Consider the following 25,812-nt stretch of genomic DNA (forward strand, 5'->3'; position numbering starts at 1 on the left):
GGATTTCCTCCTCAGTTCAGGATCAGTCCGCGATGCTGCCACGCCAGGTCGAGGCACGCGGCGGCGGCAGACGCGAGCGGTTCATTGTCCAGCAGGTGGCGAACGTTGGCCGCGGTGAAGTCGATCCCCTTGGCGTTGCCTGCGCCGGCAATGACGCTGCCCTCGGTGTTGCGGGAGACCATGCCGGAGAACACCGAGTCGTAGACGTCGGCGTCGATGACCACGACGCTGAGGATCTCGCCCGCCAGCGTGAGCGGGTCCAAGCCGATCCCGAAGCAGTACGGTCGGACCTTTCCCGCGCGTCGGGCCTCGTTGAGCGTGCGGAACGGCTCGACCCCGTCGTAGTCGATTGGCTCGCCGCTGCTGCCATCGGCCTCGGGGTCGCCCAGGAACTCCTCCGCGTACTCCCGGAGCACGTTGCGCCAGAGGTCGAAGTCGTTCGACTGGTCCCATGGCATCACCGAGGACGGCTGGAACACCCCGGCGGGCATGATGTGGTACGTCCCGCCGGCCAACGCCACGTTGCTCGCGGCCCGGTGGTGCAGCGGGAACGACGCCGTGCCATCCGGCGCCAACCGGATGGTCAGGGTGTCGATGGACGGCAGCAGCGGACGACGACCGAGGTCGAACGGGTCGCCGACCAGCGAGCGGAACGGGAGTGCGTCCCAGTCCGGCTCACCGATCCATGCGGGGTCGCTGCCGGTCGCCAGCCACGCGCCCGCCAGCTCATGGGCCACGCCCTCGCAGACGTCTGCCATGTCGAAGTAGGTCGTGTAGCCGAACGACAGCTTGGGCCGGCCGTCGACCTGGGTAACGTCGAGCAGCCGGAAGCTCGGCCGGTTCACGAATAGCGACGGCCGGTCGACCATACGGATGGCCTGCGAGTACCGGGCGAACCGCCCGCCGGTCGCAGCCAAGGGCCGGACGCCCTCGGACTCGACTTCAGCACCCACGACCTCCGGCGGAACCGTCTGCGTCATCCACGTGAGGTCGATGTCACCGAAGTCCAGGGGGCTCGGCCACATCCACCCGGCCCGCGTGAGCACCGGGCTGGTTCCTGCCCGGTCCACGCCGGGGTAAAGCCGGGCGGCGGCCTTGGTGAGCTGACTCCGGTGCCGGTTCAGGTCCCGGCGAGTCATCCGCCAACGGCGCTGTTCCTCGACCGCGACCTGCGGGCCGCTCTCGTCGCTGGGAACCGAGACGACGGCTGCCTCGGCGGCCGGCAGCAAGCCCAACTCGTCCTCGGGCAGTCCCAGCACCTGGGCCAAGCGCCGAAGCTCGTCCATGTCCTTGATCACCCGCTTCCCGCGCTCCAACAACGAGACGTACGACTGGTCGTAGCCGAGCAGGTCGGCGAGGTCCTGCTGCTTCAGCTTGTGGAGCGCGCGGTAGGCCTTCAGAACGTCGCCGAGGTTGGACCCGTCCGGCGGCGCGGTGCGCTCAGCCGAGGTGGAGAGCCAGCTGACAGGCTCGGCCGTCGCGGCACCCGGAGCGACCGGGCCGGCGGGTCCGATCGCCCGGCGGCACGGGCTGCACACGGTGTCGGTGTTGCTGCGGCTCAGCCGGGCGCCGCATCGGGCGCAGACGGCGGGCGTCTTCGCTGCAATGGTCATGAGGCATCTACCCCTTCAGGGATCGGCCGATCACGGGCCGGAGAACATTCAACTGCACCTGCGGCGCAGGAGATCTGTGTTTGATCAAGACGGATAGCCCCGACTGAGGCGCCGGGAGAATCTCGGGAGAAGATCTTGAGATTCACCCCTTGCCGATCCGGCGAGAACCAACGAATACCAACGCTCTGACCAGGGCGTTCGCGCGTCTGCGCAGGTCGGCCGCCGCCCCGGACCTCATTCGGGACGAAGAGGCCGTGGGTTCAAATCCCGCCACCCCGACCCACTGCAGAGGCCCTGCCGGAGAAATCCGGCAGGGCCTCTGTCGTTGTGCCCGGCCCACCGGGTGACCGTGCCTCAGCCGACCCGGCGACGGGGATCCGTCCGAGCACCTTCCTCCTTCCGTGGCGTTCCGCCGATCCGGGCCCGCGCGTGGTTCACCCGCGTCGTGGCCGGGGTCCGGTCAGAGGACGGTGGTGAGTTCGGTGCGGGAGGTGATGTCGAGCTTCGGGTAGGCCCTGTAGTGGTGGTGGGCGACCGTACGGGGGCCGAGGAAGAGCCGGTCGGCGATGTCGCGGTTGGTGAGGCCCTGGGCGGCGAGGCGGGCGATCTGGAGTTCCCGGGGGGTGAGGGGGGGACTGCGGGGTGCCGGCCGGGGTGCCGCCGGCCCCGGACGCGGACACCCCGCCGGTGCGGGCGGCGGGCAGCAGGACGACCCCGCTCGGCCTGGAACCGACGGGCGGCCGGCAGCAGCGCGTCCAGTGAGGCCCGGTCCAGCCACTGGTTGTCGTCCAGGAGGCACAACAGCGGCTGGTCGGCGGCGAGTTCGGTGAGCAGTCCAAGTGCGGCGAGGCCGGCCGGCAGCCGGTCGGCGCGCGCCCCGCCGCCCGCCGGGCCGTCACCGGCCGCGCTGCCACCGGTCTCGCTGCCTCCGGCTCCCCCGTCGGAGAGCCCGAACGCCACCTCCAGCGCCACCGGTCAAGGCGCCACCGCCGGCACCCCGCCGGTCGACACCCGGCTGTTCCGCAGCCGTTCCTTCAGCGCCGGTCTGCTCGCCCAACTCGCCTTCTGGCTCGGCCAGGGCTCCTTCTTCCTGGTGCTCGCCCTGCACCTCCGGTTCGGCCGTGGTCCGGACGCCCTCGGCGCCTGGCTGGTCTTCACCACGCCCGCCGACGCCCGGGTGGGCGGGCCGAAGCCCGCCCGCCCGTTCCCTTCCCTCCCCCCGATCGGGTTGGATGGTCGGATGAGCGAGGAGAAGAGCGCCGTCCCGGCGTGGGAGCAGAGGTTCAGGGCGGCCCGGGTGTCGCTGCCCGACTGGGCCGAGGACGCCCCGGACCGGGCGCTGTACGTGTCCAACGCGACCGGCACCTACGAGGTCTACGCCTGGGACCGCGCCACCGGCGCCCACCGCCAGGTCACCGACCGTCCGAACGGCACCACCGACGCCGAGCTGTCCCCCGACGGCGACTGGGTCTGGTGGTTCGACGACCACGACGGCGACGAGTTCGGCGTCTGGCGCCGCCAGCCGTTCGCGGGAGGCCCCGACGAGGAGGCCGTGCCCGGCCTCGCCGCCTCCTACTCGGCCGGCCTGGTGCTCGGCCGCGACGGCACCGTGGTCGTCGGCCGCTCCACCGACGAGGACGGCACCACCCTGCACCTGCACCGCCCCGGCAGCGCCGAGCCGGTCGAGATCTACCGGCACGAGGAGTACGGCGGCGTCGGCGACCTCAGCCACGACAGCACGCTGCTCGCCATCGACCACACCGAGCACGGCGACGCGATGCACGCCGCGATCCGGGTCGTCCGGATCACCAGGGAGGGCGGCGTCGAGACCGTCGCCGAGCTGGACGAGGTCACCGGCCGGGACGAGCCGCGCGGCGTCGCCTGCCTGGGCTTCGCCCCGGTCGAGGGCGACACCCGCCTGCTGGTCGCCCACCAGCGCACCGGCCGCTGGGAGCCGATGATCTGGGACGTCGCCACCGGCGTCGAGACCGCCCTCCCGCTGCGCGACGAGCAGGGCCGCGAACTGCCCGGCGACGTCTCCGCGCAGTGGCGCCCCGGCGCCGGGGAACTGCTGGTGGAGCACGAGTACGAGGCGCGCAGCGAGCTGTTCTCGTACGGACTCGCCGACGGCCTGCTGACCCGCCTGGACACCCCGCGCGGCACCGTCGGCGGCGCCACCGCCCGCCCGGACGGCACCGTCGAGTACCTGTGGTCCTCCGCCGCCGAGCCCTCCGCCGTCCGCTCCACCTCCGGGACGGTCGTGCTGCGGGCGCCCGGCGCGGTGCCGCCCGGTTCGGTGCCGGTCGAGGACGTCTGGGTGGACGGCCCCGGCGGGCGGGTGCACGCCCTGGTGCAGCGGCCGACGACGCCCGCGCAGGGCCCGTACCCGACCGTGTTCGAGATCCACGGCGGCCCGACCCACCACGACAGCGACTCCTTCGCCGCCGGCCCGGCCGCCTGGCTGGACCACGGCTTCGCGGTGGTCCGGGTCAACTACCGCGGCTCGACCGGCTACGGCCAGGCCTGGACGGACGCGCTGCACGAGCGGGTCGGCCTGATCGAGCTGGAGGACATCGCGGCGGTCCGCGCCTGGGCCGTCGACAGCGGGCTCGCCGACCCGGCCCGGCTGGTGCTCACCGGCGGCAGCTGGGGCGGCTACCTGACCCTGCTCGGCCTCGGCGTCCAGCCCGACAGCTGGGCCCTCGGCGTGGCCGCCGTGCCGGTCGCGGACTACCACACGGCGTACGCCGACGAGATGGAGGCGCTCAAGTCGCTGGACCGCACGCTCTTCGGCGGCACCCCGGAGGAGGTCCCGGAGCGCTTCACCGCCTCCTCGCCGCTGACCTACGTCGAGCAGGTGCGGGTGCCGGTGTACATCAGCGCCGGGGTCAACGACCCGCGCTGCCCGATCCGGCAGATCGACAACTACGTCGAGCGGCTGGAGCGGCTCAGCAAGCCGCACGAGGTGTACCGCTTCGACGCGGGGCACGGGTCGCTGGTGGTGGAGGAGCGGATCAAGCAGCTGCGGCTGGAGATCGACTTCGTCCGGCGGCACCTGGGCGCGGCGCCGGCGGAGGCCGCTGCGAGCGGCGCCGGAGGGGAGGCGTGAGACGCCTGCTGATGCTCGCGGGGGCGGCGGTCGCCGGGGCCCTGGTACTCACCGGTTGCTCAGGCTCGCAGCAGAACGACGCCTCCTGCCCGCCCCCGGCGGGCCCGGTGGTGCCGAGCCCCTCGGCGGTCGTGCCCACGAGCTCGGCCGCCACGCCGCCCGCCGCACCCGCTGCCACACCGCCCGCGGCACCGCCCGCCACCGCGACCAAGGCGAGCGCACCGGGCGCGGGGAGCACGGGGAGCACGGTCGGTGGCGGGGCCGCGGGCACGTCCGTGCTGCTGACGGCGTACGAGCCGACCGACCCGGACGGCACCGTCGAACTCGCCAAGGGATCGAAGGGGTCCAGCGGCTCCAAGGGTTCCTCGGGCTCGAAGGGCTCCAAGGGGTCGAAGAGCGGTCGCACCGTGCACCACCACATCGACCACTACGACTCCGACGACGACCACGGCGGCAGCGGTAACGGCAGCGGCAACGGCCACTGCCACAGCGACCCGACGCCGCTTCCCAGCGGCTCGTCCTCGCCGACCCAGTCGCTGCTCCCGACCCAGCCGGCCCTCCCGACGCCCACTCCGACGCCGCCCCCGCCGGCGGTCAAGCCGACGCCGGCGCCGGCCCTGCCGACCAAGCGCTGAGCCGGGGGCGGAGCGGGACTCCGCCGGTCAGTCCAGGACCGGGTCCAGTCCGAGGGCCCGGTCCTGCTCCGCCTCCGCCTCGCGGCGCACCAGGCGGAACCACATGAAGACGACGAACCCGGCGAAGACGAACCACTCCAGGGTGTAGCCCAGGTTCTGGAACGCGCGCAGGGTGAGCCCGTCCCCGCCCTGCGGCTGCACGCTCGGTACGGAGGCCAGCCCGGCGGGCACGTCGTCGGCGGCCACCCAGCCGTCGTACCAGCCGTCGTACTCCAGCACGTTCAGCAGCGACGCCCGGTTGATCATGCCGAGCTGCCCGGCGGGCAGGCCGCCCGCCACCGCGCCGTTGCTGCCCACGGCCTCGTTGGCCTGCAGGCGACCGGTCACCGTCACCTCTCCGCCCGGCGGCGGCCCGGCGACGGCCGGGGCCCCGGCCGCCCAGCCGCGCACCACGGCGACGGCGTGTCCGTCGGGGGTGCGCAGCGGGGTGAGCACGTAGTAGCCCTGCTTGCCGTCCACCACGCGGTTGGGAACGAGCAGTTGGTGTTCGGTGTCGTAGCTGCCGGTCACCGTGACGGTCCTGCCGACGGTCTCGGTGGTCACCTGCGGGGTCGCCTGGTTGAGCAGCGCGTCGAGCGGCCGGGCATCACTCGAAGCGGTGATCGCCTGCTTGGTCTCCTGGTGCGTGGACACCCGGTCCTCGAACCGGCCGAGCTGCCAGGAGCCCAGGAACAGGCAGACCGCCACGGCCGCCACGGCCACGACGGTGCCGCCGAGCCAGCGCGGAGTCAGGAGGAACCGGTACACACCCCCACGGTATCCACTCCTCACACCCGGCCCGCCCCCCGGGCCCCGAACCCGGCGGCCTCCGGCCCGCTACGACCCGCCGAGCACCGCCGGCACCGCCGGGCACCGCCGGGCGGTCACCCCGCCGTCGGTGAGCCCGACGGCTGCGGCGCCGGGCCGCCCAGGCCCTGGACGCCGCCGCGGTAGACGGTGCCGCCGCACGACACGGGCAGGGTCGCCGTGGCGACCGCCGGGCTGCCGGGGGCGGGGGTGTGGGCGATGGTCACGGTGGGCGCCGCGGTGGGCGGGTTCCCGGTCGGGCTGGCGCTCGGGCTGGGGGCCGTGGTGGGTTCCGCCGACGGGGACGAGGAGGCCGGCGGGTTGGCGCTGGGCGCGTCGCTGGTGACGGAGGCCGGGGCACCGGACTCGACGGCCGGGACGTCCGAGCGCAGGGCCACCTGGTTGACGCCGTTCGACGCCGGGGTGGTCAGGGGACCGGAGCCGGTGCAGGTCCGTTCGGGGACCCAGGCGAACGGCACCCGGTACCCGGCCCGCGGCGCGAGCACCGGCGGCTCCCCGTCCATCGCGGGCAGGTCGGCGGCCGGGTCGCCCGGGGCGTGGTCGGCGGAGTGGACGCGGCCGCGGTCGCCGCCGCTGACGGCGGTGACCGCCACCGAGCCCGGCCCACCGAGCCGGCAGCTGTGCCCGGAGACGTTGTAGACCGTGAAGGAGCCGTAGATCCGCCCGGTACCGTCGGCCGCGCCGACCTGCGAGACGCCCTCGCCGAGGTCCGTCCGGGTGCAGAGCGGGACGATGCCGCCGCCGTCGGCGCCACCGGTGCCGGAGGGCGCGACGCCGCCGTCGGTGTGCGTCAGCCCGCCGCCGGGGGTGTGCGGGGCCGTGGCCGAACCGGACGGCGACGTGGCCCCGCCGGTACCGCTCGGGTCCCCGTGCGAGGCCCCGCCGGTGCCGCCGGCGCTTCCGGTGACACCGCTGGAGGAGGTGGCGGCCGGGCTCTTGGCGTCCGCCGATCCGGGGCCGACGGAGAGCCCGAGGTGCTCCCCCTCGTGCAGGACGGGCAGGCCGATCGCGACGACGAAGGCGAGCGCGGCCACCCCGGTCCAGGCGCCGCGCCGGGCGGCCTGACGGCGGGGCACCGCCCGGCGGATCCGCGGCAGCGCCTCGGACGCGGGCTGGATGCCGGAGACGGCGCCGTGCAGCAGTTCGCGCAGTGCCCGTTCCTCGGTGGACAGGTCCGGCAGCTCCGGGGTCAGGGAGTCGGACTCGGACGACGACGCGTTCGCGGCGCCGGGCGCGTTCGGGGCGGGCACGTTCGCGGCGGGCACGTTCGCGGCGGGCACGTTCGCGGCGGGCGCGTTCGGGATGGAGGCGTCAGGCCCGTTCGGGTCGGAGGCGCCGTCCGCCTCAGCCATGTCCGGCCTCCATCTGGACGCGGAGGGCGGCGAGTCCACGCGAGCCGTAGGCCTTCACCGAGCCGAGCGAGATGCCCAGGGTCTCGGCGACCTGCGCCTCCGTCATGTCCACGAAGTAACGCAGCACCAGAACCTCCCGCTGACGGCGTTGCAGACCACGTAGCGCGGCCTTCAACTGGTCGCGCTCCAGGGCATCGTAGGCACCTTCTTCTGCACTGGCCATGTCAGGCATGGGCTTCGGCAGCAGTCGCAGCCCGAGGATGCGGCGGCGCAGCGTGGAGCGGGACAGGTTGACGACCGTCTGCCTGAGGTAGGCCAGGGTCTTCTCGGGCTCGCGCACCCGGCGCCGGGCGGCGTGCACCCGGATGAACGCCTCCTGGACGACGTCCTCGCAGGTCGAGAGGTCGTCGAGGAGCAGCGCGGCGAGCCGCAGCAGCGAGCGGTAGTGCGCCTGGTAGGTCGCGGTGAGCAGGTCCTCGCTGGTACCCGCGTCGGTACCCGCGCCGGAGTCCGCCGCACCGGGTGCGGCCGCCGTCATCTGGTCTTCTTCCGGCCTACTCGCAGGCCACGGGGCGCGCGACGGGAAGGACACCGCGGCTCTCGCCGGGATGCCCGCCCTTGCCCCCACCATCACGTTCGCCACGCACGTTGGACACTCGATCCCCTGTCATGGTTGCCCGGCCCGGGGCCCATTCTTCCGCATCGGCGGAAGCGGGCTCCAGGGGATTCCCACGGGATTCCGGACAGATTGTGTCGAGGAGCGGACACAGGTATGGACAGGTGGGGAAAACCGGCGCCTACTCGGCCGGTTGGCCCGCCGTCAGCTCCGCCGCCACCAGCTCGGCCAGCTGCACCAGGTTGAGCGCCGCGCCCTTGCGCAGGTTGTCCCCGCACAGGAAGAGGTCCAGCGCGTCCGGTTCGTCCAGCGCCCGCCGGACCCGCCCGACCCAGACCGGGTCCGTTCCGACCACGTCGTTCGGCGTCGGGAACTCGCCCGCCGCCGGGTCGTCGTAGAGGACCACGCCGGGCGCGTCCCGCAGGATGTCCTGCGCGTGCTCCTGGGTGACCTCCCGTTCGAACCGGGCGTGCACCGCCAGCGCGTGGGTGCGGACGACCGGGATGTGGACACAGGTCGCCGAGACCTTCAGGGCGGGCAGGCCGAGGACCTTGCGGGACTCGTCGCGGATGCCCATCTCCTCGGCGGACCAGCCGCCCTCGCGCAACCCGCCGGTCCAGGGCACCGCGTTGAACGCGAGCGGGGCGGCGAACGGACCCTGATCGGCGATCAGCGCGCGCAGGTCACCGGTCTGCCGGCCGACCTCGGCGCCCGCCACCAGAGCGGTCTGCGCGCGCAGCGCCGCCTCGCCGGCGCGGCCCTCGCCGTCGGCGGCCTGGTAGGAGGCGACCACCAGCTGCGCCAGCCCGTACTCGGCGTGCAGCGCGCCGAGTACGGCGATCATCGCGAGGGCGGTGCCGGCCGGACTGGAGACGATCCCGCGCGGGCGGATCCGCAGCGCGGCCGCGTTGACCTCGGGGACGACCAGCGGCACGTCCTCGGCGGTGCGGAAGACGGCCGAGTCGTCGATCACCACGACGCCCTTGGCCGCCGCGATCGGCGCCCACTGGGCGGAGACCTGGTCGGGGACGGCGAACACCGCCACGTCGACCCCCTCGAAGGCCTCCTCGGCCAGCGGGACGACCCGGACGGACTCCCCGCGCACCACCGCCGTACGGCCGGCCGAGCGCGGGGAGGCGACGAGGCGGATCTCGCCCCAGACGTCCTGGCGGAGGGAGAGCAGCCCGAGCAGCACCTCGCCGACCGCGCCGGTGGCGCCGACGACGGCGAGGTTCGGACGCCAGGTCATCGCCCGGCGTCCCGGCCCGGTGCCCGGGTCATCGCCCGGCGCTCCCGCTCCGCTCCCGGGTCATCGCCCGGTGCCGCCGTAGACGACGGCCTCGTCGCTCTCGCTGTCCAGGCCGAAGGCGCTGTGCACGGCCCGGACGGCCTCCGGGACGTCATCCGCGCGGGTGACCACCGAGATGCGGATCTCCGAGGTGGAGATCAGCTCGATGTTGACGCCCGCGGCGGACAGCGCCTCGAAGAAGGTCGCCGTGACCCCGGGGTTGGAGCGCATGCCGGCGCCGACCAGCGAGATCTTGCCGATCGCGTCGTCGTAGCGCAGCGACTCGTAGCCGATGCCCTCCTTGACCCGGCCCAGTGCGTCGATGGCCTTCTGGCCCTCGGTCTTGGGCAGGGTGAAGGAGATGTCGGTCAGGCCGGTCGACGCGGCGGAGACGTTCTGCACCACCATGTCGATGTTGACCTCGGCGTCGGCGATGGCGCGGAAGATGCGCGCCGCCTCGCCCGGCTTGTCGGGCACGCCGACGACCGTGACCTTGGCCTCGGAGGTGTCGTGGGCGACTCCGGAGATGATGGCCTGCTCCATCTCGCCCCCTTCGGGCTGGTTCGGGTTGTCGTTGCTGACGATCGTCCCGGGAAGACCCGAGAAGGACGAGCGTACGTGAATCGGGATGTTGTAGCGACGGGCGTACTCGACACACCGATCGAGCAGGACCTTGGAGCCCGACGAGGCCAGCTCCAGCATGTCCTCGTAGGCGATCCAGTCGATCTTGCGGGCCTTCTTCACCACGCGCGGGTCGGCGGTGAACACGCCGTCCACGTCGGTGTAGATCTCGCAGACCTCGGCCTTGAGCGCGGCGGCGAGCGCCACGGCGGTGGTGTCCGAGCCGCCCCGGCCCAGCGTGGTGATGTCCTTGCTGGTCTGGGAGACGCCCTGGAAACCGGCCACGATCGCGATGTTGCCCTGGTCCAGGGCGGTGCGGATGCGGCCCGGCGTCACGTCGATGATGCGCGCCTTGTTGTGGACGGAGTCGGTGATGACACCGGCCTGGCTGCCCGTGAAGGACTGCGCCTCGTGCCCCAGGGATTTGATCGCCATGGCCAGCAGCGCCATGGAGATGCGCTCTCCAGCGGTCAGCAGCATGTCGAACTCACGGCCGGCAGGCAGCGGTGACACCTGCTCGGCGAGTTCGATGAGCTCGTCCGTCGTGTCGCCCATCGCGGACACCACGACGACGACCTCATGGCCGGCCTTCTTGGCGTCAACGATTCGGCGGGCCACGCGCTTGATGCCTTCGGCATCCGCAACGGATGAGCCGCCGTACTTCTGCACGACAAGGCCCACGTGCGCTCCTCGACTCGAAGTCTTTTCCGGGGGCTACGGGCCCCCGTACCCCCCTGGGGAGAGGGGGGTGCGGTCGTCGTCAGTCTACCGAGCAGGGGTGCCCCGACTGGCGCTTTCCATATGGTGAGACGGTAGTTTCAGCACGTGAGCGGCCGTGTGGGTGGCTCCGCCGCCAGGTCTGCGGGCGATTCGGCGCGGTTCCGAAGAATCGGCGGATCGGGGGGCGGCGATCCGGCCGGATTTCCTTTTCCGGCCGGGCCGCTGAGGCATCCGTCACAATCCGGGCCGGCCATTGCGGAATTCCGCCTGTCGCCTGCCGCCTGTCGCCTGCAGACGTTCCTGTACCGGCTGCGACCTGCTGCCTAGCGGCCCAGACCGAGCTCGGCCGCCATCAGGTCGCCCGCCTGCTGCTCCAGCTGCTCGTCGGTGAGCCCGTCGTCGTCGGTGTCCGCGCCGTCCGGCACCGCGCCGATCGGGCTGTCCAGCCGGACGTGGGCGATCAGCGACTGCAGGGCCCGCAGCACCGCCGTACAGGTCGTGCCCCAGTTGGAGAGGTACGAGAACTGCCACCACCACAGCGCCTCGCTGACCCGGCCCTCGCGGTAGTGGGTCAGGCCGTGCTGGAGCTCGCTGACCACACCGGCCAGGTCGTCCGAGATCCGGAAGGCGTTGGGCTTCTCCGGCGGACCGTACGGGTCGAAGACCTCGTGGTAGACGTCGATCGGCGCGAGCAGCTCGGCGAGGCGCTCGCGCAGCTGCTCGCCGTCCGGCTCGGGGCCCGCGTCGGGCTCGAAGCGGTCCTCCGGGAGGACGTCCTCGATCGCGCCCAGTCGGCCGCCCGCCAGCAGCAGCTGCGAGACCTCCAGGAGCAGTAGCGAGACCGCGCTGCCGGGCTCGTCGCCCTTGGCGACCTCGGTGACGGCGAGCACGAAGCTCTCCACCGAGTCGGCGATCTGCACGGCGAAGTCGTCCGGCTCCGAACCGTGGCCGTGGGTGTGCGGGGCATGGACCTCCGCGTGCGGGGCGTGGGCCCCTGCGTGCGGGGCGTGGGCCCCGGGTTCCCCGTGGGACTGCTGGCGGGGGGTGTGGGGCTGCTGGTTGATCGTCCGGTCAGACATCGAGCAGTCGTCTCCCTTCGAAGGCGCGGCCGAGGGTGACCTCGTCCGCGTACTCCAGATCCCCGCCGACGGGCAGGCCGCTCGCCAGACGGGTCACCTTCAGGCCCATCGGCTTGCAGAGCCGGGCCAGGTAGGTGGCGGTCGCCTCCCCCTCCAGGTTGGGGTCGGTGGCCAGGATCAGCTCGGTGACCGTGCCGTCCGCGAGGCGCGACAGCAGCTCGCGGATGCGCAGGTCGTCCGGGCCGACGCCCTCGATGGGGCTGATCGCGCCGCCTAGCACGTGGTAGCGGCCGCGGAACTCACGGGTGCGCTCGATGGCGACGACGTCCTTGGGCTCCTCGACCACGCAGATGACGGCGAGGTCGCGGCGGGGGTCCAAGCAGACCCGGCACTGCTCGGCCTCCGCGACGTTGCCGCAGACCACGCAGAAGCGGACCTTGTCCTTGACCTCCAGCAGGGCGTGCGCCAGCCGGCGCACGTCGGTCGGGTCGGCCTGCAACACGTGGAAGGCGATCCGCTGGGCGCTCTTGGGCCCGACGCCGGGCAGCCTGCCCAGCTCGTCGATCAGGTCCTGAACCACGCCCTCGTACAACGTCGCGCCTTCCCTCGGATGGTCGGTGGTGCCGGTCGTCCGGCGGTACCGGTTGGTCGGTGGTGCCGGACGGCCGTGATGCCGGTTGGTCGGTGGTGCCGGACGGCCGTGATGCCGGTTGGTCGGTGGTGCCGGACGGCCGGCGTACCGGCTCGCCGATGGCACCGGATGGCCGGTGGTGCTCCGGTGCCATCATCCAACGAATCGGGCGTCGGACACAGCGCCCGACGCCCGACTCCCACATAAATCACATGGGTCTGTCGTCTGAACTTCAGACCTTCTGGAACTCGAAGCCGAGGTTAGAACGGCAGACCGGGGATGCCGCCGCCCAGGCCCTGGGTCAGCGGGCCCATGCGCTCGGCCTGCATCTTCTGCGCGGTCTGGCTGGCGTCCCGGACGGCCGCCAGGATCAGGTCGGCCAGGGTCTCGGTGTCCTCCGGGTCCACGGCCGCCGGGGCGATGGTCAGCGCCACCAGCTCACCGGCGCCGGTCACCGTCGCCTCGACCAGGCCGCCGCCCGCCGTACCGTTCACCTTCGTCTCGGCCAGCTCCTGCTGGGCCTTCGCGAGATCCTGCTGCATCTTCTGCGCCTGCTTCAGCAGCTGCTGCATGTTGGGCTGGCCACCACCGGGGAACACGGCTGTCTCCTTGCTGTCACGGCTGTCTTGCGGTGCTTCGTGCGTCACCGCCGAGCCTACGTGCTGCCCGCTGCTCCGGGCCCCGGAAAGGGGCCCGGTTCAGGGTCCGCTCAGGGGCTCCGCTCAGGAGCCCTGGTGGTGGATCTCCTCCAGCACCGTCGCCCCCAGCTCGCGGATGATCAGCTCCTGGCCGGAGAACACGTCCTCCTTGAGGTCCGGGTCGTCCGCCTCCGGGATGTCGTCCTCCGGGGCCACCGACTGCACCGGACGGGCCGGCGCCGCGGGCGGCGGGGCCTGCACCGGCGCGGGCTGCACGGGCTGCACCTGAACGGGCGCCGGCGCGGCCTGGACCGGCGGAGCCTGCACGGGCGCCGGCGCGGGGGCGGGCATCGACGGCGCGGCGGCCGCCGGATGGGCCGGGGCTCCCCAGCCACCGCCGCCCTGGGCGCCACCACCCGGCGCACCGCCACCCGGGCCTCCGGCGCCGCCGGACGGGTCCACGATGCACTCGATCCGCCAGTCCACGCCCAGCGCGTCGGCCAGCGCGGAACGCAGCACGTCGTCGCTGTTGCTGCCGACGAAGCTGTCCCGGGCGCCGGCGTTGATGAAGGACACCTGGAGCACGCTGCCGTCGAACCCGGCCACCTGGCCGTTCTGGCTGAGCAGGATCCAGGTGAAGCGCCGGCGGTTCTTCACCGCCTCCAGGATCTGCGGCCACAGCTGCCGGACCTGCGCGGCCCCCTGCTGCGCGGAGGCCGAAGGCTTCCCACCCGGAGCCGCCGGGGCGGGGGCAGGAGCGGGCACGGGAGCGGGAGCCGGCGCCTGGGCCGGGGCCGGGACGGCCTGCGGCTGCGCCACAGGCGGCGCCGCGGGAGCCGCGGCGGGGGCACCGCCGGCGGGGGCACCGCCGGCGGGCGGGAAGCTGCGCGGGATCGGCCAGGCACCCGGCGCAGGCCCGGCGGGCTGCGGAGCCGGTGCGGGCTGCGGAGCGGGTACGGGCTGTGCGGCCGGCATCGGGGCGGGAGCCGCCGGAACCTCGGCCACCGGCGCGACCGCCATCGGGGCCGCCATCGGCATGCCCACCGGAGCCGCCAGCGGCGCGGCGAACCCGCCCGCCGCGGCCCGCCGCTCCAGCTTGTCCAGCCGCGCCTGCAGCGACAGCTCGTCGCTGTACGCGCCGGGCAGCATCACCCGGGCGCAGATCAGCTCCAGCTGCAGCCGGGGCGCCGCGTTGCCGCGCATCTCGGTCAGCCCGGTGTTGACGAGGTCGGCGGCCCGGCTCAGCTCGGCCGCGCCGAACGCGTCCGCCTGCGCCTGCATCACCGCGACCCGGTCGGCCGGGGCGTCGATCAGCCCCTTCTCCCCGGCGTCCGGCACGGTGGCCAGGATCACCAGGTCGCGCAGCCGCTCCAGCAGGTCGGTGACGAAGCGGCGCGGGTCGTGCCCGCCCTCGACCACCCGGTCGATCACCTGGAACACCGTCGCCCCGTCGTGCGCGGCGAAGGCGTCCACCACCTCGTCCAGCAGCGCGGAGTCGGTGTACCCGAGAAGCGCCGTGGCCATCTGGTACGTGACGCCGCTCTCCGCGGCCCCGGCCAGCAGCTGGTCCATGACCGACATCGAGTCGCGCACCGACCCGGCGCCCGCCCGTACCACCAGCGGGAACACGGAGTCCTCGACCTGGATCCCCTCCCGGCCGCACACCTCCGCCAGGTAGTCGCGCAGCGTGCCGGGCGGAACCAGCCGGAACGGATAGTGGTGCGTCCGGGACCGGATCGTCCCGATCACCTTCTCCGGCTCGGTGGTCGCGAAGATGAACTTGAGGTGCTCCGGCGGCTCCTCGACCACCTTCAGCAGCGCGTTGAAGCCGGCCGAGGTCACCATGTGCGCCTCGTCCAGGATGAAGATCTTGTACCGGCTGTGCACCGGCGCGAAGAACGCCCGCTCGCGCAGCTCGCGCGCGTCGTCCACACCACCGTGCGAGGCGGCGTCGATCTCGATCACGTCGATCGACCCGGGCCCGCCGGTCGCGAGGTCCCGGCAGGACTGGCACTCCCCGCAGGGCGTCGGCGTCGGCCCCTGCTCACAGTTGAGGCAACGGGCCAGGATGCGCGCGCTCGTCGTCTTGCCACAGCCGCGCGGCCCGCTGAACAGGTACGCGTGGTTGACCCTGTTGTTGCGCAGGGCCTGCTGAAGCGGGGCGGTCACGTGCTCCTGCCCGATGACCTCCGCGAAGGTCTCGGGGCGGTAGCGGCGGTACAGGGCTAGGGACACACCACCGACGATATCGGGACGGGCCGACAAACGCGTCGCCCCTCACCCCCTACCGGGCCCCGGGAACGCAAAGACCCCCCGTGCACCCGCCAGAGCCCTCCTACCCTTGCTGCCTTCCGGCCCTGGGGGGGTTCAGAGAGATAACGCCACACGAGGGGCTGACCCCCACACTACCGGATCCACGCCCCGACGATCCACAGGCCACCCCCACCCTCCCGCCTGCGGGATAGGTGGTCGCGAGCACCCCGAAACATGTACTAAGCTCTCCCTCGGAGGATTCGCCTAGAGGCCTAGGGCGCACGCTTGGAAAGCGTGTTGGGGGCAACCCCTCACGAGTTCGAATCTCGTATCCTCCGCCTTCACGAAGGCCCGGACCGCATCACGCGGCCCGGGCCTTCGTCGTTCCGTGGTCCCGGATTTGTTCGATCCCGCTGCGGCCCGTCATCCGACCGTCAGCCGATCCTCGTCCCGTTCGCCGGGTGCCAGCAGGCGGCGCAGGGCGGTCGGGGTGTGGCCGAGGTGGCGGCGGAGGGTGCGGGTGAGGTGGGCCTGGTCGGCGTAGCCGAGGTCGGCGGCGAGGACGCTGAGGCTGGTCTCGCCGGCCTCCAGGCGGTCGAGGGCGCGGCCGATGCGCACGCGGTGGCGGTAGTGGGTCACCGAGACGCCGAGTTCTCGCGGGAAGGCGCGGCTCAGGCGGTAGGGGGAGGCACCGAGCAGGTCGGCGAGGGACATGAGGCTGACGGAGGCGGGGTGCTCGTCGGCGATCGCCTCGCGGGCGGCGGTGACGAGCGCCCGGTCGCGGGCCGAGGACCCCGCCGTGGGCGTCGGCCCGGGCACCGTGCGGGTGACAGCGCTCGCGAGCAGGGTCAGCAGTTCCTCGGTGACGGCGTAGTCGACGTCCCCGGAGCGGGCGGCCGCGAGCATGCGCCGGTGGGCGAGGTCGAGCGGGGGATCGACGTAGACCGTCCCCGCCGAAGGCCCGTTCCCGTCCCCGGCCAGGGAGCGCCAGAGCGCCGGCGTCACGCTGATCGACGTGCAGTGGTCGCCGCCCGCGGGATGGGCGAAGCTCTCCTCCTCCCCGGGGGTGCCGACGTAGGCGAGGCTCGTGTCGAGGTCGACGGCCGCCCCGGCGGCCCGGCGGCGGAAGCGGCCGCTCCGTACCAGCACCATGCGGTGGTAGCCGCGGACCTCGGGAGGTGACCAGCGGGTGTGGTCGCTGCGGCAGGCGACCGCGCTGATGTCGAAGCCTGGCCGGGTGGCGACGGGTTGGACGGAGAGCACGGTCCGTACGGTACGGGGCGGGTCCGACAACCCCACCCCCGCAAGGATGTTCAAGACCCGGGCGGGGCGGCCGGGCGAGGCTCTTCCCCGAAGCCCGCGGGGCTTCCGGTCGTTCACGATCTCGCGATGTCAGGAGTCCGCTCATGCCCGCTCTCGAACAGCTCACCACCGTGGTCGTCGACTGCGCCGACCCGGTCGCGCTCGCCGACTTCTACCGGAAGGCCACCGGCTGGGAGCTCACCCACAGCGACCAGGACTTCTGCTCCCTCAGCGCGGGCAGTGCGGGGCCGGGACTGGCTTTCGTCCGCGTCGAGGGCTACCGAACGCCGGGGTGGCCCGAGGGGAGCACCCACCTGCACCTCGACTTCACCGTCCCCGACCTGGACCGCGCGGTCGGGGAACTGCTCGCCCTCGGGGCCTCCCGGCCCGCCTTCCAGCCGGGTGAGGGTCAGTGGGTCGTCCTCACCGACCCCCAGGGCGGCCCCTTCTGCCTGATCCCCGCCACGACCGCCACGGCCCCCACGGCCCCCACGACCGCCGCCAACTGACCGTCCGAGACGAACGGAGAATCCCCGTGGCAACCATTCACCGAGCTGTCCCGATCGACGCCACCCCCGAAGAGATCTGGGCAGCGATCCGCGACTGGGGTGAGGTCCACCGCAGACTCGCCCCCGGCTTCGTCACCGACACCCACGTCGAAGGCGACGTCCGACGGGTGACCTTCGAGGACGGCACGGTGGTGCGCGAGCTCATCGTCTCGCTGGACGACGACGCCCGGCGCATCGCCTACGCGGTGGTGGACGGCTCCCTGAACGTCTTCCACCACCACGCCTCCATGCAGGTGTTCGCCGACGCCGGCGGCCGCGGCCGCTTCGTCTGGATCACCGACGTGCAGCCGCACGGCCTGGCGGAGCCCATCGCCGCGATGGTCGACCAGGGAGTCCGGACGATCCGCAAGACGCTGGAGGCCACTGCCGCCCCCGCTTCCCGATGACGTCGGGGGCCGATGTCCGGGCGCCGATCCGCGGCTTCGCCTCCGCGGCAGACTGACGGGCTCCTCCGGGCCACGCGCCCGAGAAGCCGCGGTCTCGGTTCGGCTCTCGTGTCCTCCGCCTCCACGAAGGCCCGGACCGCACCACGCGGCCCGGGCCTTCGTCGTCGCCCGCCGCGCGTTCCGGACGTTCCGGCAAGCGGCACGCGGGGCCGCCCCGGCCTCCTCGGGGTGTTGCGGACATGCTCAAAGCGCCCCTAGCGTGAGTGGCCCCGTTGATCCACTCACACGGAGAGGCACGCCTTGATGATCCGTCATGTCAGAACCGCGGCACGAGCGGTGCTAGCAGCCGGCCTGCTCGTCACCGGCGCGCTCGCCGGTGCGCCTCCGGCGGCGGCCGCCACGGCGCCGACGGCCCTGACCGCGTCCGACTACACCCTCACCGCGGACTACCACCGGTTCGACACGCTCAACTCGGCCCTCGTCACGACGTTGGGCACCTCCGCCGTGCACACGGTGATGGAGAACGCGAACCACACCCGGCAGGCGCTCCCCTCGTCCTTCTCCGTCGCCGGCCTGTCCACCGGCTTCCGGTTCGACGACGGCGACAACTCCGACTGCCAGAGCGTCCCGCAGGGCATCACGACGAGCCGGGACGCCGTGGGGACGGCGAACAGCGGCAACTACGACGGCCACCAGCTCGTGCTGGTGAGCTGGTACACCAAGGACGGCTGCGACGGCGCCCAGCAGCGCAGCCGGATCACCCTGGCCGACTGGGACGCCACCTACCCCAACACCTACCGCAAGATCCTCCTCGTGGAGCCGACCGGCACCGCGGATGCGCCGGACTTCAAGGACATCCCGATCCACGCCGGCGGCGTCTCCTGGTACGGCGACTACCTCTACGTCGCCGACACCGGGCGCGGGATGCGCGTCTTCGACATGCGCAAGATCCTGAACACCGACACCGGTGGCACCGCCGACCAGATCGGCCGCCAGTCCGGCACCACCTACTACGCCCACAACTACGCCTACGTGCTGCCCCAGGTCGGCACGATCACGGCGCAGACCACCGCCGCCGACAAGCTGGTGTGGTCCTCGGTCTCCCTCGACCGGGTCAGCAAGTCGATCGTGATGGCGGAGTACACCTGCCAGTCGGGCTGCACCGACTACCCCAACCGCCCGCCGAGGGCCGTCCGCTTCCCGTTCGCGACCGGGGCGACGACGTTCGCCGCGACGACGACCGCCAGCCAGGCCCTCCAGCTGCCCTGGTACAGGCTCAACGGCGTGGCCTCCCACAACGGCCGGTGGTGGTTCAACTCCTCGGGCCAGAAGCAGCTCTACTACTGGACCCCGACCGCGGGCCCCTCGACCTTCGCCTGGGTGAGCGGCGGCGAGAGCCTCTCCTACTGGGAGGACGCCACCAACCCCGACCTGCTGTGGTCGCTGCAGGAGACCACGGGCGGACGCAACGTCTTCGCCGTGACCCAGAGCACCTACGGCGGCGGCTGAGCCCCGGGCGCGTGACGTGGCTGGTCGGGCCCGCGACCGGTCCCCACGCCCCCTTCGTCGTGTTCCAGGGGTGTGGGCTTCCACAACCACGGCTCCCTCTCGGGAGGGAGCCGCAGCCCCGCCGGAATCCGCCGTGCTCGCCGCGCTGGTTGACTGGGGCCGTCGACGAACCGGAGAGGCAGTCACCGCGACGACCCTCCTGACCCGCACGGCTGCGGTGCCGGCCGCGGCGGCGCAAGAGACGGGGCCGGCCGACATCCGGGCGGCCATCGAGGCGCTGCCGGGGCTGCGGATCCTCAAGGACCAGCCGGCCACGGCCGGGTTCCATTCCTTCGTCCTGACGCTGCACCAACCCGCCGACCACCGGCACCCGGAGAAGGGCGGTCTCGAGCGGCCCCTCACGCTCCTCTTGGGTTCTATGGGTCGTTGCAGCACCCCAGTTCAGGGGATGCAATGGAGTTCGAGATCCGGGACCGTTCGGTTAACCGGGGGAGGCGTCTGACCGAGGAACGGCGCGTCTACCTTCAGCTCGTGCAGCAAGGTATGAACAGCAGCGAAGCGTGTCGGATCGTCGGGATCAACACCCGGACGGGCAAACGGTGGCGCAACGGCCGCGCCGTGTCCGGCAGGACTGCGGGGGCGCCACCGATCACGTCGGTGGCGCCCCCGCCGGGCCCGTCGCGGTATCTGCGTGAGGAGGACCGGATCCACATCGCGGACCGGCTGCGGGAGAAGGCCACGGTCCGGGCGATCGCCGCCGAGCTGGGCCGCAGCCCTTCCACGGTCAGCCGCGAGATCCGGCGCAACCGGCACCCCGACAGCGGCGCCTACCGGCCGCACGCCGCGCAGGCCCGCGCCGACGCCCGCCGGCCGCGTCCCAAGCTCGGCAAGATCGCCCGGAACCCGGAACTGCGGGCCTTCATCCAGCACCGCCTGGACAGGAAATGGAGCCCGGAGCAGATCTGCCACGCTCTACGGGACACCTTTCCCGAGCGGCCGGAGATGCACGTGGCCCACGAGACCGTCTACCAGGCCCTCTACGTCCAGGGGCGGGGCGAGTTGCGCCGTGAGCTGGCCGGCTGCCTGCGCTCGGGCCGTGCCCGCCGCATCCCCCAGCGGCAGGCCAACTGCCGCAGACCACGCTTCATCGACCCCATGGTGATGATCGGCGAGCGTCCCGCCGAGGTCTGCGACCGGGCGGTGCCCGGCCACTGGGAGGGCGACCTGATCATCGACAAGGACGGCTCCTCGGCAATCGGCACCCTGGTCGAACGCGCCACCCGCTACGTGGTGCTCCTGCACCTGCCGCATGGCCGCACCGCCGAGCACGTGCGCGACGCCCTCGTGGACACCGCCCGAACCCTGCCCTCACACCTGATGCGGTCACTGACCTGGGACCAGGGCGCAGAGATGGCCTCCCACGGCTCCTTCACCGTCGCCACCGGTATCCCGGTCGACTTCTGCGACCCGGCCAGTCCCTGGCAGCGCGGCTCGAACGAGAACACGAACGGACTGCTGCGGCAGTACTTTCCCAAGGGCACCGACCTGTCCGTCCACAGCCCGGAGCACCTGACCGCAGTCGCCGCCGAACTCAACGGACGCCCACGCAAAACGCTCGGCTGGGAAACCCCAGCCGAGCGCCTGCATAAACTCATCGCGGCCTGATCAAACCGACCACGTGTTGCAACGACCCATAGAAACCGCCCCTGCGCCAGGGCCGACCGTGCTGTACGCCGGCGGCTACACCGTCTCCACTGCCCAGTTCCGGCCGGAGCCCACCGAGCCGCTGAACGCCAACCAGGTGAGCACCGGGCAGCGGTTCTTCGGCGCTTCCCCGCCCGACCCCGCAGACTGGAACGACCTCAACATCCAACAGGCCGCCGCCGACCACCACCACGTGGTCGAGGCGTTGTGCCAGGTCTACCCGGGCGACCTGGATGCGCACCGGCGGCAGCAAGGGCGGCATGGCCGTCTACCACCGCCACTTCTATCCGCAGGACGCCGCCGGCTCGGTCGCCTAATCCGCGCGCCCAACAGCACCGACGACCGCGAAAACTCCGCCTACCTCGACTTACTGCCCACCGTCGGCACCCCTGAATGCCACAGGGCTCTTCAGGTCGCCCAACTCCCGGTCTACACCGACTCGGTGGCGAACCAGTTCGTCCCGCACTTCTACCAGAGCACGCAGCTCGGGTACAGCCCAGTCAAAACGGCCCACCTGGCCGGCCTCCTCCACTACCCCGGCGCCACCAAGCCGCGGACCTTCGTCCCCCGCGACATCCCTCTGCGCTACAAGCCACAGGCGATACGCAACGTAGACAGCTGGGTCCGCCCCCACGGCAACCGGCTGATGTTCGCCAACGGCGCCACCGACCCGGCCGTGGCCGAGCCGTTCCGGCTGGGACTGGGCACCCGGGACTCCCACCTCTTTCAGGTCCCGGGAGGCACCCATACGGCACGCATCGCCCAACTCCCTGCCGCCGACGCCGCCACGGCCACGCTGCGCCGGTGGGCGGCAACTTCGTGGCAGGCCGCAACACTGCGGGACGGACCTTGACCGTGCTCGCGCCTCCAACGAACTGGGCTTCCTATTCAGTTCAGGACGACATCTGTGCCAGGTCTACATCCGCCGAAGCTCGGTTGCTGGTGCATCTCGATCTTCTGCTTGCTCCGCACCGTTGTCCGCCTGCATGACCTCGACGCGGAACGACAACCGCTCCAGGATGCAGTCGGAGAACTGGGAGGCAGTGTTCTGGTCGCGCCACGGGTAGGTCCGCAGACGCGCAGCCGGGTGCGGTCGTCGATGGCAGTGAACCGGTAGCACTTCGCCCGGCGGCCGGTCGTGGGCGCCATGTCGGTAACCGGAGCCGGCCCCTGGGACGCGGTTTGAGCCGGAAGGCCGATCGGTTCGATGAGCTTGACATCGATCGGGACACGGCCGCCGGGCAACTGCTTCTCGTGGCAGGTACGGCGCTTGTCGTAGCGCCGGAACAAGGGCAGGCTGTTCAGGCCCAACCTCTTGAGATGCGGTAGACGGCGGGGCAGGCGATGTCGATGTCGTGGTACTGCTTGAGGCACATCTGGATCAGCCGTCCCTTGCGTCGACGCAGAAAACCAGCCCATGACTCGGACACGTCGCCGCCGGGCCGACGTCGAGAACCCATGTGCCCAGCAAGGATCCACCTGTGACTCGGTCACTCAGCTCGGAAGGCCGGCCAGAGCATAGGTCAGATGCCATCTGAGACAGCGTTTGAGATCTGACATGGGACGATCGGCCGGTGCCTCGACTCGTGAACCGTGACCGCTCTCTTGAGGAACTTGAGCGCGACCGCTGGTCGGCCCCGTCGGGCGGCGAAACCCGGCTGATGGCGACCGTGCGCGAGCTTCGAGGCAAGCCGATCGGCGGCCTGACGGTGGAGGACATGCGGCTGCTGATCAGGCAAGACGTGGGCCTTGCCTACCTTCTGCCCTTGGCGGTGGATATCCTCCGGGCCGATCCACTGGCGGAAGGCGACATGTACGAGGGCGATCTGCTGGCCGCCGTGCTCACCAGGAGTGCGGAGGTCTGGAGCGAGATCCCCGACCTCGAGCAGGAAGTCCGCCTGATCGTCTCGGAGTCGGCCGACGTCCCGCAGGCCCTGAAACGAGAGGTTGAGGGGTTCTTGACTCGGTAGCCCCGACACAACTGCCTTCGGCGAAGGCCAGCAGGCTGTCTACGGGACGTGCCGCACGAGCGGTCGTGGGCCGGGGCGCGTCGCAGCACGGCCCCGGGTGAGCCGGCGGACCATGACGCCGATCACGGCCCAGCGAATCATCGTCTCAGAGTGGGCAGGGCTGGTCTCGTAGTCCCGGGCGAGGCGCCGGTGGGCGGTGGGCCAGGAGAAGGTGCGCTCCACCGCCCACCGCTTGTGCTGGACCTGGAAACCGCGCTGGTCCGGGTCTTTGCGGACGGTTTCCAGGTCGCGGCCGAGGATCTTGGCGGTCCACTCGGCCAGGCGGCCGGCGAAGCCCTGATCGGCCCATACCTTCTTGACGCCGGGGTGGTCGAGCCTGGTCCACAGCAGCGGCCGCTTCGCGCCGTCGCGGTCCTGAATGCTCGCTGCAACGACGTGGACAGCCAGGAGCAGGCCGAGGGTGTCGGTGACGATGAACCTCTTGCGACCCTTGACCTTCTTGCCCGCATCGAAGCCCCTGGTGGCGGCGGGGACGGTGTCGGCGGTGCGGACGGACTGCGAGTCGATCAGCCCGGCGCTCGGCTCCGGGTCGCGGCCGTCGGCTTCACGGACCTTGCCGCGCAGGGCGTCATGGATGCGCTCGACGGTGCCGTCGTCGTGCCACCACGTGAAGTACCAGTACACCGTCGGCCACGGCGCGAAGTCCTTCGGCGGCTGCCGCCAGGCACAGCCGGTCCGCACCACGTAGAAGATCGCGTCCACGATCCGCCACCGCGGATGCTTCTCCCGCCGGCCACCCTTCGGACCCACCCGCGCCGGCGGGAACAATGGCACCACCAGCGCCCACTGCTCATCCGTCAGGTCCGACGGATACCCACCTCCAACACCACTCACGGTGAGCTCAACGAACCCTTCAGCAACGGGACACGGCAGATCTCAAACACGATCTGAGCATCAAATCTCGAGATAATCCCGCCCACACATGCAAGGATGGCGTCCCTTCCTCATCGACGAAGCCGGGTACCCATGGCCAGCAATGATCTTGTACTCATTGATCAGATCCTTGCCGAGCGGCAAGCTCAGCGTGCCACGCCACTGGCCCATGATGTCGCGTTTGAAACATTTGCGTGCGAGCAGGCCTTGTATGATCGCGGGCTTTCTGACGAAGAAGTCGAGTCTGGGGTGATCGGCGGCAACAACGACGGGGCGATCGACGGCGTTTATGTCTTCCTAGGCGACCGCCTCCTGGAGGAGGACAGCGACGTCTTCGACGACTCTTTCTCCACAGCCAGCGTGGAAGTCGGAACTAAGCTCACACTCTGGCTTGTACAGGCAAAGACAACCACATCATTCACAGAAAACGCCATCGACCTCGTAGCGTCTTCCTCTGCGCGACTGCTTGATCTCAGCGCCGATGAAAAATCCCTCGGAAAGCTCTACTCTGAAGCCGTCATCGCACGGGTGCGCCTATTCAGAGACACGTTGCGCAAGCTGGCCACTCGCCACCCCAAGGTGGAGGTTCGTTTCTCGTACGTCACCCGTGGAGAAACCAGCGGGATCAACACGAAGGTGCTAGTAAAAGCGAAAGACCTGGAATCGCAGTTCGGCTCACTTCTTTCTGGGGCATCGGGCGAGGTTGAGTTCCTCGGCCCAGTCGAGCTTTGGAAACGCGCCAGCACCCGGCCTTCCTACACCCTCGAGCTTCCCTATCAGGAGAGCATCACTCACGACACCAGTCATATCGCTCTCGTCCCCATCAGAGATTACCTAGGATTCCTTGGCGACGGCTCAGGAAGCCTGCGGAGGCATATTTTTGATTGGAACGTCCGCGACTATCAGGGAGATGTCGAAGTCAATAAAGAGATTGTTGCATCTCTCTTGAGCCCGGATTCACCAGAATTCTGGTGGCTCAATAATGGCGTCACAATCATTTGCTCCAAGGCCTCAGCCGTCGGCAAGAAGCTAATCCTTGACGATGTACAGATCGTCAACGGCCTTCAGACTTCTTTCAGTATTTTCAATACGCTCAGCCCTCTTCTCGCCAGCCAGCCGGAGCATAGTGCATTCAGTCGCCTTGTGCAGGTCAGAATTCTGGTCACCGAGGATCCAGTAGCGCGCGATTCCGTGATCCGCGCGACGAACCGGCAAACCTCCGTGCCTGTGGCCTCCCTGCGCGCGACGGACGACATCCAGCGGAAGATCGAGTCATACTTCCTTGATCATGACTGGTTCTATGATCGCCGAAAGAATTTCTATCGAAACATTGGGAAATCCTCAGAACGAATCGTCAGCATCCCCCTGCTCGCCCAGGCGACGATGGCCATGGGGCTCGGCCAGCCGGACTACGCTCGTGCCCGTCCGTCGAGCCTCCTGAAGGCCGACCATGAGTACCAAAGGGTTTTCTCTGAAGAAACCCCTCTGCCCGTCTACTTGTGGCTCGCACAGACTCAGCACAAGATCGACGCCTTCCTCCATTCGGAAGCAGCTGCAATTGCCGGCCCGGAACGGACTAATCTTCGTTTCCATTTCGCCATGCTGACATCCGTTGATCTCATGGGCAAGCGCCTATACAACCCCAAGCAGTTGCGCCCGCTGGCCGAACGAGGAGAATTCCCTCAGGAGGATCGGATGGTCGCTCTACTCGCGGCATTGCGCGATCTCTTCACCCAATTCCAGAAGAAAGAGGGCGCGGGACCCGACAAGGCTGCGAAGAGTGCAGGATTCGCCACCTATGTGTTGAGTGAATTGAAATACCTCTAAGCCATTATATGATTTCATGCACCGAGATCCTGAGCAGCCGCATCGGGGGCTAGCTCCGCCCCAGGTTCGGAGCTCGAACGAGGATGCGCGTGTAGGCGCTGGTCCGCACTAAGCGGTGCTGTGCCAATCCGGCGCCTACGCGTCGACGCTCCCGAGGGCCCCGCTGTTCTTCATGCGGGCGAAGGTGGGC

At 71.0% G+C, this 25,812-nt stretch carries 23 protein-coding genes, 1 tRNA gene and 1 other RNA gene; 11 read left to right on the top strand and 14 right to left on the bottom strand.

What is annotated here, in order from left to right; all coding sequences use genetic code 11:
- Positions 1-11: 11 nt before the first annotated feature.
- Entirely contained in the window at positions 12-1,613 is a 1,602-nt protein-coding gene (locus tag ACGF13_RS03030) for a helix-turn-helix domain-containing protein (RefSeq protein WP_392868335.1), read from the bottom strand.
- Positions 1,614-2,073: 460 nt separating this feature from the next.
- A complete protein-coding gene (locus ACGF13_RS03035; protein WP_392868337.1) occupies positions 2,074-2,412 on the bottom strand; it encodes a LuxR C-terminal-related transcriptional regulator in 339 nt (112 codons plus the stop codon).
- A gap of 441 nt (positions 2,413-2,853) precedes the next feature.
- Here ACGF13_RS03035 and ACGF13_RS03040 point away from each other — a divergent pair, with 441 nt between their 5' ends.
- Both ACGF13_RS03040 and ACGF13_RS03045 read left to right on the top strand, forming a co-directional pair.
- Positions 2,854-4,722, top strand: a complete 1,869-nt coding sequence (locus tag ACGF13_RS03040; protein ID WP_392868774.1) for a S9 family peptidase — start codon at positions 2,854-2,856, stop codon at positions 4,720-4,722.
- On the top strand, positions 4,719-5,357 hold the full coding sequence (locus ACGF13_RS03045; protein WP_392868339.1) for a hypothetical protein: 639 nt from the start codon (positions 4,719-4,721) through the stop codon (positions 5,355-5,357). Before ACGF13_RS03040 ends, ACGF13_RS03045 begins: the two co-directional genes overlap by 4 nt.
- A 27-nt stretch (positions 5,358-5,384) precedes the next feature.
- Here ACGF13_RS03045 and ACGF13_RS03050 read toward each other — a convergent pair whose 3' ends face one another.
- The 10 genes from ACGF13_RS03050 to ffs all read right to left on the bottom strand — a co-directional run bounded on the left by ACGF13_RS03050 (position 5,385) and on the right by ffs (position 15,564).
- Positions 5,385-6,164 carry an SURF1 family protein gene (locus ACGF13_RS03050; RefSeq protein WP_392868341.1) on the bottom strand — a complete coding sequence of 260 codons (780 nt, stop codon included), beginning with the start codon at positions 6,162-6,164 and terminating at the stop codon, positions 5,385-5,387.
- Positions 6,165-6,280: 116 nt separating this feature from the next.
- Positions 6,281-7,576, bottom strand: coding sequence for a hypothetical protein (locus tag ACGF13_RS03055; RefSeq protein WP_392868343.1), 1,296 nt, complete (start codon positions 7,574-7,576; stop codon positions 6,281-6,283).
- Entirely contained in the window at positions 7,569-8,114 is a 546-nt protein-coding gene (locus ACGF13_RS03060; protein ID WP_392868345.1) for a SigE family RNA polymerase sigma factor, read from the bottom strand. Before ACGF13_RS03060 ends, ACGF13_RS03055 begins: the two co-directional genes overlap by 8 nt.
- A 259-nt stretch (positions 8,115-8,373) precedes the next feature.
- Positions 8,374-9,441, bottom strand: coding sequence for an aspartate-semialdehyde dehydrogenase (locus ACGF13_RS03065; RefSeq protein ID WP_392868347.1), 1,068 nt, complete (start codon positions 9,439-9,441; stop codon positions 8,374-8,376).
- Positions 9,442-9,501: 60 nt separating this feature from the next.
- The gene (locus ACGF13_RS03070; RefSeq protein WP_316522622.1) at positions 9,502-10,782 is read right to left on the bottom strand and encodes an aspartate kinase; all 1,281 of its coding nucleotides are present in this window, start codon (positions 10,780-10,782) and stop codon (positions 9,502-9,504) included.
- 362 nt (positions 10,783-11,144) lie between these two features.
- Positions 11,145-11,900 (bottom strand): DUF5063 domain-containing protein, encoded by a 756-nt coding sequence (locus tag ACGF13_RS03075; protein WP_392868349.1) that lies wholly within the window; start codon positions 11,898-11,900, stop codon positions 11,145-11,147.
- Positions 11,893-12,492 carry a recombination mediator RecR gene (gene recR / locus ACGF13_RS03080; RefSeq protein WP_350575393.1) on the bottom strand — a complete coding sequence of 200 codons (600 nt, stop codon included), beginning with the start codon at positions 12,490-12,492 and terminating at the stop codon, positions 11,893-11,895. The genes ACGF13_RS03075 and recR overlap by 8 nt, the downstream gene beginning before the upstream one ends.
- Positions 12,493-12,791: 299 nt before the next feature.
- Positions 12,792-13,130 carry a YbaB/EbfC family nucleoid-associated protein gene (locus tag ACGF13_RS03085; RefSeq protein WP_392868351.1) on the bottom strand — a complete coding sequence of 113 codons (339 nt, stop codon included), beginning with the start codon at positions 13,128-13,130 and terminating at the stop codon, positions 12,792-12,794.
- A 123-nt stretch (positions 13,131-13,253) separates the two neighbouring features.
- Positions 13,254-15,404, bottom strand: a complete 2,151-nt coding sequence (locus ACGF13_RS03090; RefSeq protein ID WP_392868353.1) for a DNA polymerase III subunit gamma and tau — start codon at positions 15,402-15,404, stop codon at positions 13,254-13,256.
- A gap of 69 nt (positions 15,405-15,473) precedes the next feature.
- Positions 15,474-15,564: signal recognition particle sRNA small type (gene ffs, locus ACGF13_RS03095), an RNA gene on the bottom strand.
- 111 nt (positions 15,565-15,675) lie between these two features.
- On the opposite strand from ffs, the gene ACGF13_RS03100 reads away from it, so the two are divergent.
- Positions 15,676-15,760: transfer RNA gene (locus ACGF13_RS03100), tRNA-Ser, on the top strand.
- Positions 15,761-15,845: 85 nt separating this feature from the next.
- Here ACGF13_RS03100 and ACGF13_RS03105 read toward each other — a convergent pair.
- Entirely contained in the window at positions 15,846-16,685 is an 840-nt protein-coding gene (locus ACGF13_RS03105; protein WP_392868355.1) for a helix-turn-helix domain-containing protein, read from the bottom strand.
- 143 nt (positions 16,686-16,828) lie between these two features.
- Between ACGF13_RS03105 and ACGF13_RS03110 the strand changes: the two genes are divergently transcribed.
- The 7 genes from ACGF13_RS03110 to ACGF13_RS03140 all read left to right on the top strand — a co-directional run bounded on the left by ACGF13_RS03110 (position 16,829) and on the right by ACGF13_RS03140 (position 22,862).
- Positions 16,829-17,233 carry a VOC family protein gene (locus tag ACGF13_RS03110; protein ID WP_392868357.1) on the top strand — a complete coding sequence of 135 codons (405 nt, stop codon included), beginning with the start codon at positions 16,829-16,831 and terminating at the stop codon, positions 17,231-17,233.
- A gap of 26 nt (positions 17,234-17,259) precedes the next feature.
- A complete protein-coding gene (locus ACGF13_RS03115) occupies positions 17,260-17,679 on the top strand; it encodes an SRPBCC family protein (protein ID WP_392868359.1) in 420 nt (139 codons plus the stop codon).
- 303 nt (positions 17,680-17,982) lie between these two features.
- Positions 17,983-19,188: a hypothetical protein gene (locus ACGF13_RS03120; protein ID WP_392868361.1), complete on the top strand. Its 1,206-nt coding sequence runs from the start codon at positions 17,983-17,985 to the stop codon at positions 19,186-19,188.
- A 133-nt stretch (positions 19,189-19,321) separates the two neighbouring features.
- Positions 19,322-19,690 (top strand): hypothetical protein, encoded by a 369-nt coding sequence (locus ACGF13_RS03125; protein ID WP_392868363.1) that lies wholly within the window; start codon positions 19,322-19,324, stop codon positions 19,688-19,690.
- A 41-nt stretch (positions 19,691-19,731) separates the two neighbouring features.
- Positions 19,732-20,853 carry an IS30 family transposase gene (locus ACGF13_RS03130; RefSeq protein WP_392868365.1) on the top strand — a complete coding sequence of 374 codons (1,122 nt, stop codon included), beginning with the start codon at positions 19,732-19,734 and terminating at the stop codon, positions 20,851-20,853.
- Between the two features lie 58 nt (positions 20,854-20,911).
- Positions 20,912-21,745 carry a hypothetical protein gene (locus tag ACGF13_RS03135; protein WP_392868367.1) on the top strand — a complete coding sequence of 278 codons (834 nt, stop codon included), beginning with the start codon at positions 20,912-20,914 and terminating at the stop codon, positions 21,743-21,745.
- A 733-nt stretch (positions 21,746-22,478) separates the two neighbouring features.
- Positions 22,479-22,862, top strand: coding sequence for a contact-dependent growth inhibition system immunity protein (locus tag ACGF13_RS03140; RefSeq protein ID WP_392868368.1), 384 nt, complete (start codon positions 22,479-22,481; stop codon positions 22,860-22,862).
- 39 nt (positions 22,863-22,901) lie between these two features.
- Here the strand turns inward: ACGF13_RS03140 and ACGF13_RS03145 are convergent, their stop codons facing one another.
- Positions 22,902-23,756: an IS5 family transposase gene (locus ACGF13_RS03145; RefSeq protein ID WP_392868370.1), complete on the bottom strand. Its 855-nt coding sequence runs from the start codon at positions 23,754-23,756 to the stop codon at positions 22,902-22,904.
- 132 nt (positions 23,757-23,888) lie between these two features.
- Here ACGF13_RS03145 and ACGF13_RS03150 point away from each other — a divergent pair, with 132 nt between their 5' ends.
- Positions 23,889-25,622: an AIPR family protein gene (locus ACGF13_RS03150; RefSeq protein ID WP_392868372.1), complete on the top strand. Its 1,734-nt coding sequence runs from the start codon at positions 23,889-23,891 to the stop codon at positions 25,620-25,622.
- Positions 25,623-25,812 lie beyond the last annotated feature (190 nt).

Source organism: Kitasatospora sp. NPDC048286 (assembly GCF_043201735.1).
Taxonomy (GTDB): domain Bacteria; phylum Actinomycetota; class Actinomycetes; order Streptomycetales; family Streptomycetaceae; genus Kitasatospora.

What these genes read in the sequence shown, in the direction of transcription:
- ACGF13_RS03030 (WP_392868335.1), bottom strand. Translation starts at nt 1,613, where the DNA reads ATGACCATTGCAGCGAAGACGCCCGCCGTCTGCGCCCGATGCGGCGCC.
- ACGF13_RS03065 (WP_392868347.1), bottom strand. Translation starts at nt 9,441, where the DNA reads ATGACCTGGCGTCCGAACCTCGCCGTCGTCGGCGCCACCGGCGCGGTC.
- ACGF13_RS03060 (WP_392868345.1), bottom strand. Translation starts at nt 8,114, where the DNA reads ATGACGGCGGCCGCACCCGGTGCGGCGGACTCCGGCGCGGGTACCGAC.
- ACGF13_RS03120 (WP_392868361.1), top strand. Translation starts at nt 17,983, where the DNA reads ATGATCCGTCATGTCAGAACCGCGGCACGAGCGGTGCTAGCAGCCGGC.
- ACGF13_RS03040 (WP_392868774.1), top strand. Translation starts at nt 2,854, where the DNA reads ATGAGCGAGGAGAAGAGCGCCGTCCCGGCGTGGGAGCAGAGGTTCAGG.
- ACGF13_RS03130 (WP_392868365.1), top strand. Translation starts at nt 19,732, where the DNA reads ATGAACAGCAGCGAAGCGTGTCGGATCGTCGGGATCAACACCCGGACG.
- ACGF13_RS03150 (WP_392868372.1), top strand. Translation starts at nt 23,889, where the DNA reads ATGGCCAGCAATGATCTTGTACTCATTGATCAGATCCTTGCCGAGCGG.
- ACGF13_RS03055 (WP_392868343.1), bottom strand. Translation starts at nt 7,576, where the DNA reads ATGGCTGAGGCGGACGGCGCCTCCGACCCGAACGGGCCTGACGCCTCC.
- ACGF13_RS03110 (WP_392868357.1), top strand. Translation starts at nt 16,829, where the DNA reads ATGCCCGCTCTCGAACAGCTCACCACCGTGGTCGTCGACTGCGCCGAC.
- ACGF13_RS03075 (WP_392868349.1), bottom strand. Translation starts at nt 11,900, where the DNA reads ATGTCTGACCGGACGATCAACCAGCAGCCCCACACCCCCCGCCAGCAG.